Annotated in this window: 7 protein-coding genes and 1 pseudogene; 4 read left to right on the forward strand and 4 right to left on the reverse strand. The window is 59.5% G+C overall.

Annotated elements, in window-relative coordinates; translation table 11 throughout:
- The 4 genes from A2I95_RS24265 to A2I95_RS24280 all read right to left on the reverse strand — a co-directional run.
- Window positions 1-663 (reverse strand): glycosyltransferase (locus tag A2I95_RS24265; protein WP_291733977.1); only part of this gene is annotated, 663 nt, incomplete at its 3' end.
- Between the two features lie 62 nt (window positions 664-725).
- Window positions 726-1,667 (reverse strand): GNAT family N-acetyltransferase, encoded by a 942-nt coding sequence (locus tag A2I95_RS24270; protein WP_291733979.1) that lies wholly within the window; start codon window positions 1,665-1,667, stop codon window positions 726-728.
- Between the two features lie 3 nt (window positions 1,668-1,670).
- Complete coding sequence (locus A2I95_RS24275; protein WP_027257877.1) at window positions 1,671-2,597, reverse strand: hypothetical protein; 927 nt, start codon at window positions 2,595-2,597, stop codon at window positions 1,671-1,673.
- A 1-nt stretch (window position 2,598) separates the two neighbouring features.
- Window positions 2,599-3,273, reverse strand: a complete 675-nt coding sequence (locus A2I95_RS24280; RefSeq protein WP_027257878.1) for an acetyltransferase — start codon at window positions 3,271-3,273, stop codon at window positions 2,599-2,601.
- Between the two features lie 109 nt (window positions 3,274-3,382).
- Between A2I95_RS24280 and A2I95_RS24285 the strand changes: the two genes are divergently transcribed.
- From A2I95_RS24285 to A2I95_RS24300, 4 genes and pseudogenes are all read left to right on the forward strand, one after another.
- Window positions 3,383-3,793, forward strand: coding sequence for an FdtA/QdtA family cupin domain-containing protein (locus A2I95_RS24285; RefSeq protein ID WP_291733984.1), 411 nt, complete (start codon window positions 3,383-3,385; stop codon window positions 3,791-3,793).
- Window positions 3,790-4,887, forward strand: coding sequence for a DegT/DnrJ/EryC1/StrS aminotransferase family protein (locus tag A2I95_RS24290; protein WP_291733987.1), 1,098 nt, complete (start codon window positions 3,790-3,792; stop codon window positions 4,885-4,887). Before A2I95_RS24285 ends, A2I95_RS24290 begins: the two co-directional genes overlap by 4 nt.
- A gap of 232 nt (window positions 4,888-5,119) precedes the next feature.
- Complete coding sequence (locus A2I95_RS24295; protein ID WP_291733989.1) at window positions 5,120-6,484, forward strand: PLP-dependent aminotransferase family protein; 1,365 nt, start codon at window positions 5,120-5,122, stop codon at window positions 6,482-6,484.
- A 95-nt stretch (window positions 6,485-6,579) separates the two neighbouring features.
- Window positions 6,580-6,854, forward strand: a pseudogene (locus A2I95_RS24300) (C4-dicarboxylate ABC transporter); the annotation flags it as partial.

Genomic DNA, 6,854 nt, shown 5'->3' on the forward strand with positions numbered 1-6,854 from the left:
CTTGGTCAGCTGGGCTGAGATGCCGACGTCTTCCTTGTAGATCACCAGCTTCTCGGGAATGTAGTGCAGGCCGTCCTCCAGCAGGGCGCGGAAGCCGAGGATCAGATCCTCATAGGCGCGGTCTTTGGGAAAACCGCCGTATTTGCGATAGAGGTCTTTGTGCCATGCAGCAGTTGCCCCCAGGTAGAGCGAAAAGGCAGTGGCCGCGTCCTCAGTGCTGAAGTCCTTGTAGAACAGGGCGCGGCGGTAGGCGTTCTCGCCGGGTTCTCCGTCCGGGCCGACGGTTTCCGCATCCGAATAGAGCAGTTTGGCGCCGGTTTGCCGGTGGCTGTCGATAACCCGCTGGGCGCGGTTGGGGGCATTGCGGTCATCGCCGGCGGTCCAGATCATCAGGTCGGAGGCAGCGAGGGCGATAGCATGTTCGATATGGCGGTTGACGCCCATATTGGTGTCGTTCCGACGTGCCATAATCCGGTGCGGGCCGGAATAACTTTCGGCGAGTTGTTTGATCTTTTCAAACGTCCCGTCAGTGGAGGCATCATCCGAGATGATAATCTCGATCGGTTCGCAATCCTGGTCCAGCAAGGACTGCACTGACTCGGCAATAGTGTCTTCCTGGCAATAGGACAGCAGGATGAAACTGGCTGCGGGTCTATGTGTCATTGCATGTCCTTTAATTCTGCCGGCCGCATCCTCTGTCAGATGTCCGGACGGCAGAAGCTTCGTCAGATGAGCTGCCAGCGGTACTGCTGATACACCGTGCTGCGGGCGCCGAACATCTCTTTTTGTTTGGCCAGCCCGGTATTCAGAGCCTGGCCCTGATCGGTAGTGGAAATGCCAAAGTCGAACCACGCCCTGCCGGTAAAAACAGCGTCCAGCAAGTAGTGAACAATCATGTCGACACCGCCTTTCTGGCGGCCTAGGTCAGACGAGGCGATGTATTGCACGTGAACGGTCTGGCTGCAGTCAAAGATCACCAGGGCGGAGATCATCTGATCGCCGTCAAAGGCACCGAACATCCTGACCCGATCAGGAAAACGGTCCGCAAGAAGCCGGATTTCCGCCTCGCTGTGCACAGGTTGCGCATTATGCCGGTCGTCCAGAACTTGGCTAAGCAGAGCCCAGCAGGCGCTCCAATCGGTGCTTTCGCGGATTTCCAGCCCGGCCTTGCGCGCCTTGCGCAACCCGTCTTTTTTGCCGCTGCCAAAGGGCAGGCGGCGCGGTACTGCGATGGTGGCTGACACATCCGTGCGTACAACCTGCGCACCCTGCCGGAACAGCGCATAGATGTCTTCATCGGCCGGCTGGCGGTGATAGATATAGGGGATGGCTTTGTAGTTCACCTCGGTGAACCCGGCGGGGCGCAAATAGGCGGCAAGCGCCTCAAAAACCATAAGCATGCGCTCCGCACTCATCTTGGTGCCGGAAATTACCCCGCCGTAGGTCAGCCCGCCATGGGAATTCAGCGCCGTGCCATCGGCATTGGCGGGCAGCACCGCCAGCAGCTTGCCGTCTTCATGGATCATCAGAGAATGATCCTGAAAGCGGTCGGCGTGATAGTCCATGAACCCGCGTTGAAGCAGGAAGGTGCCGTTTTTCGATGCCTTCAGGAAAACATCCCAATCGGTGGCGTTTTCAGCTGCGTAGCGCTGTACCTCAATCGCCACGGTTCAATCCTCAAGCAAGGCAACACCCACGCCGGTCGCGCCCATGTTATTGCCATTGTAAAACAGATAGCTGCGGCCCTGGCGAGTGTCGATCCGCGCCGGATAGCAGGTCATCTCACCGTCCCAGGAACCTGCGGTCCCGCGCGGCAGTTCCTCGTCGCTGGTCCGGGTAAAGCTCACCCCGTCGGAAGAGATGAACCGGAAGCTGGCATACTGCTTTGACAGCGTGTCCGAGGTCGCGCGCAGTTCCCAGGATCCGTCCGGCAGCTGGTTCGCCCGCGGGCGGCCGATGCGGTATTCTTCCGGGGCGGGGGGGATAATCCGCTGCGCGGTTGCATTGTCAAAGCGCACGCCGTCTGTGCTGGTCAATGTCCAGCAGTCATATTGCGGGAACAGCCGGCCGCCGATGTCCTGCCAGCCAAAGCCGCGGGAAATCCAGGCCCGGTAAGTGCCATCGGGCAGCGCCGCAATGGAATGCAGCGCACCGATAAAAGCACCTTCAGGGCAGCGGTCGATGACCGGCGTCTGCTGCACCCGCTCAAAACTGTTGCCCCGGTCACGGCTGATGGCCAGCCCGGTGAAGGCCAGGAACTTGGCCTTCTCCACCAGCTGAAAGCCGACATAATACAGCCGCAGCTCATCCTCTGCGACTTCCAGAATGTCGCCCAGGATCATGCCGTTGTCATCGAACATGCCTGGCGCCCCCAGCCCGATCACGGGCTGTTCGGACACAGCCTTGACCTGCAAAGGATCGGAGGCATCGACGTCGATCCAGCCAATCCGGCTGATCCCCTGATCATCCCGCATCCCGCCGAACAGACGTATGGTGTCCTCGTCCCGCTGCCAGGGGCAGGGTGTCATAAAGGAATGCCTGGCCCAGTCCTGGCTTCCGTCCGGGGCAAACACCAGCCCTTTCTTGACCCAGCCCATGTTACTGTTTGATCCGGAAGTAACGGTAAGAGGACACTTTCGCAGGCTCCGCCGGGTTGCCGTTCAGGATCTGGCCCGGCGTTTCAAAGCTCTTGTTTACGGCGGCGGCCATGCCGACAAAGCTGTCCTCGCCGATTTTCACATTGTCGGCAAAGGTCGCATTGACTCCGACAAAGCTACGCGCGCCGATATCGCAATAGCCCGAGACCACCACATGCGACGCCAGGAAACAGTGTTCGCGGATCCGGGTCTGGTGGCCGATGTGATTGCCCGACCACAGGACGCAGCCGCTTTCAATTTTGACCCCGTGCTGCACAACGTTGTTTTCAAAGATGAAAACATTGTCGCCCAGCTCTGCTGTGCGCCAGACCATGGCATGAGGGCTGATGAAATTGGCCAGATTGTAGCCTTTGCTGCGGGCGATCTCGATCAGCCGCGCACGGATCCTGTTCAACTTGGTTGAAGTCACCGCCACATGCGCCTCGACCTCGGAGGCGGGAAAAACCGTCTCCACGGTTTCCAGCGCCACCACCGGCAGGCCGAATTTATCTTCCTCGTTCAGAAACTCTGCCTCCACCGCAAAACCCGCAACCTCATAGTCGCTGTCGACGGTGAAATACTCATAGGCGATGTCGGCGAATTCACCCGCACCGATGATCAGTAGCTTTTTGCTCATGGGAGGGACTCTGTCCTTGATTGAGGCGGCCCTGGCGGCCGACGCTGCTTGCTGGTCCGGTTCAGATATGCATATACACAAGGGACATTCAAATGCGAAGGCGGTTTCCGTGCCTCTGACTGACTGCAAAATCATTGACTTGCCCAAGATAACAGATGTGCGGGGCAACCTGACCTTTGTTGAGGGCGGCAACCATATCCCCTTTGATATCAAACGGGTATATTACCTGTATGACGTGCCGGGCGGGGCTGACCGCGGCGAGCACGCGCATAAGGCGCTGCATCAGTTCATAATCTGCATGTCAGGCAGTTTCGATATTCTGCTGGACGACGGTTTTGCGACCAAGCGTTTCCATCTGAACCGCTCCTACTACGGGTTGTATGTCTGCCCGATGATGTGGCGCTACCTCGACAACTTCTCCTCCGGGGCGGTTTGCATGGTGCTGACCTCCGAAGTTTATGACGAAGCGGATTACATCCGCGACTATGATGAATTCAAAAACGCCGTAGGTGCGGCATGAAGGTTCCCTTACTCGATATTGCGGGTGCCCATGCCGAAATTCAGGACCAGCTGGAGGCAGCTGTGCTGCGGGTTGTGCGGTCCGGGTACTTCATTCTGGGTCCTGAGGTGGAAGCATTTGAGGCCGGTTTTGCCCGTTACACCGGTGCGCCGCATTGCCTGGGCACTGGAAACGGCCTGGACGCGCTGATCCTTGCGCTGAAGGCAATGGGGATCGGCCCGGGCGATGAAGTGATCGTGCCCGCGAACACATTTATTGCAACCTGGCTGGCAGTCAGCTTTTGCGGTGCAACCATCGTTCCGGTGGAACCGCTGGAAGCCACCCACAACATCGGCCCGGAGGCGGTGGCCGCTGCCATCACGTCCCGCACCAAGGCAATCATTCCGGTCCATCTTTATGGTCAGCCAGCCGACATGGATCCGCTGATTGAGCTGGCCGGACAGCACGGGCTGCACCTTCTGGAGGACGCCGCCCAAGCGCATGGCGCCAAATACAAAGGCAAGCGGATCGGCAGCTTCGGCGAGGCCGCTTGCTGGAGCTTTTACCCGGGTAAGAACCTGGGTGCGCTAGGGGATGGCGGCGGGTTTACCACCACCTCGCCGGAGCTGGCAGAGCGGGTGTCGATGCTGCGCAATTATGGCTCGGCGGTTAAATACGAGCATGAGCTGGCTGGCCAGAACAGCCGTCTGGATCCGATACAGGCAGCGGCGCTGCAAGTGAAACTGCAAGTGCTCGATGATTGGAACACCCGCCGCCAGGCCATTGCCGCCCGTTACCTGGACGCACTGTCAGTGGCCGGACTGGTACTGCCTGCGGTGCCGGAATGGGCGGACCCGGTATGGCACCTCTTTGTGGTGCGCCATCCGGACAGGGATGCTTTCCGCACCCGGCTGGAGGCTGCAGGAGTCGGCACCGTCATCCACTACCCCAAACCGCCGCATCTGCAGAACGCCTATGCCGGGCTTGGCTATGGCAAGGGTGCGTTCCCTGTTTCTGAGACGTTGGCTGCGCAGGTGATCAGCCTGCCGATCGGGCCTGCTCAGACTGAAGCGCAGACCGAATATGTAATCGAGCAGGTGCTGAAACTGGCGTGACCGGCCCGTCCGGATTTTCTGATATCTCGCGCATTGGAGCTGCTAGCGGGCTAGGATGGCGGAGGGGAGTGCCGGCCATCGCATCAATTGGCAGCCGAAACTGGCCATTGCAAAGCCAGCAGTTGGATCATTGCCTGCGTTTGGGAGGCAGCTGTGTGGAAATTGTATTGCGAAATCGGGGTCATCACTTGTAAAATGTCGCATGACAATTTGGCATCCTGATCCCTCCGCCTTGACCTCCCCCCTGCATGCGAGCCTTGCGCTGGCCATTGCCAAGGCAATCTCAGACGGCAAGCTGCCGAAGGGGACGCAGCTGCCGACCCATCGCAAAATGGCCGATGATCTCGGCCTCAGCGTCCACACCGTCAGCAAGGCATATGAAAGTTTGCGGCGGCAAAGGCTGATTGATGGCCAGGTCGGCCGGGGCAGCTACGTTCTGGATCCTGACAAGTCCAACGATCAGCCGTTTCAGCTGAGCTCTGAGCGGGGCGGCGGTTTCGACCTGTCGATTTCACGCCCGGCATTCTCGCAGCAGCATGCTGAGCGGTTCGAACAAGCGCTGAGGGAACTGCCGGAGGGGTTGGACCCGAGCTACTATCTGTCCTGCCGCCCGAATATCGGTCATGACGCCCACCGTGCCGCCGGATCGCAATGGCTGCGGCATTGCGGTTTGGAGGTGCCGCCGGAGCGGATCATTATGACCAATGGGGTCAGTCATGGCATGTCAGCGGCGCTGTCGGCGCTGACCCGGCCTGGCGACACGGTGGTGTCAGACAAGGTCACGCATCATTTGCTGGTTTCCGGGTGTTCTTATTTGGGTTTGAACCTTGCGGGGGTTGATGTGGATGCGGATGGTATTCTTCCGGACGCGCTTGAGCGGTTTTGCCAGGAAAGCAACCCTAAAGTGTTGTTTTTGCTTCCGTCCTTGGCCAACGCGACAGCGGGTATGATGCCTGAGGAACGCCGCTGCGCGCTGGTGGATGTCGCCCGTAAACACGATCTGCACATCATCGAAAACGATGCCTTTGGTCCGGTGGCCGAGGGGCGTCCGGTGGCGGTTACTGCTCTTGCGCCAGAGCGTTCAATCTATTTGACCACCTTTACCAAATGCACTGTGTCGGGGCTGCGCGCAGGTTACATGGCGGCGCCGGAGCATCTGCTGCCGGCATTGACCGGGCGGATTGTCGTGTTTGGTTGGATGGCGACGCCGCTGATGTGCGAACTGGCCACCCGCTGGGTGCAGGACGGCACCGCGTTGGAGCTGGCGCAGTGGCAGCGGTCTGCGCTGGCCGAGCGCCATGGCATCGCCGCTGAGGTGCTGAAAGACTGGCACTGGCAGGGCCACCCCTCGGCATTGCATCTATGGCTGCCGCTGCCCAAGGGCTGGAGCACCAGCAGTTTCGTGTCTTACGCGCGTGAGTTGAAAGTCGCGGTGGCGCCGGATGCACCGTTTCTGCCCCCCAAGACACCGCCGCAGAATGCTGTGCGTCTGTCGCTTGGCAGCATCCAGGATCTGGTGCGTTTCAGGCAAGCGTTGGAGTTGATCGCCGGAATGCTGGGCCGCCCGCCGGAGGGGATTGCGCCTTTCACATACTGATTGTCCTGCAACAATAAAAAAATTGACATGCAGTACAATCCCTCTCAAACCTGTCGCAGCGGTGCGCAGGCACCCAAGAGACTTGGGAGGAAAACATGGCTCAAACTGTCAAAATCACCTTCGGTGCCCTTGCGGCAGCGGGGATTGCCCTGGCAGGCAGTGCCGCGCAGGCGGACACCTGGCGCTATGCCTTTGAAGAGGCAATGACCGATGTGCAGGGCGTCTATGCGCAGAAATTCAAGGCAGAGATCGAGGCGAACTCGGATCACGAGATCCAGCTGTTCCCCTATGGCACATTGGGTGAATCGGCCGACATCATGGAGCAGACTCAGGACGGCATCCTGCAGTTTGTGGACCAATCGCCGGGCTT

Source organism: Leisingera sp. F5 (assembly GCF_001593695.1).

What these genes read in the sequence shown, in the direction of transcription:
- A2I95_RS24275 (WP_027257877.1), bottom strand. Translation starts at nt 2,597, where the DNA reads ATGGGCTGGGTCAAGAAAGGGCTGGTGTTTGCCCCGGACGGAAGCCAG.
- A2I95_RS24280 (WP_027257878.1), bottom strand. Translation starts at nt 3,273, where the DNA reads ATGAGCAAAAAGCTACTGATCATCGGTGCGGGTGAATTCGCCGACATC.
- A2I95_RS24290 (WP_291733987.1), top strand. Translation starts at nt 3,790, where the DNA reads ATGAAGGTTCCCTTACTCGATATTGCGGGTGCCCATGCCGAAATTCAG.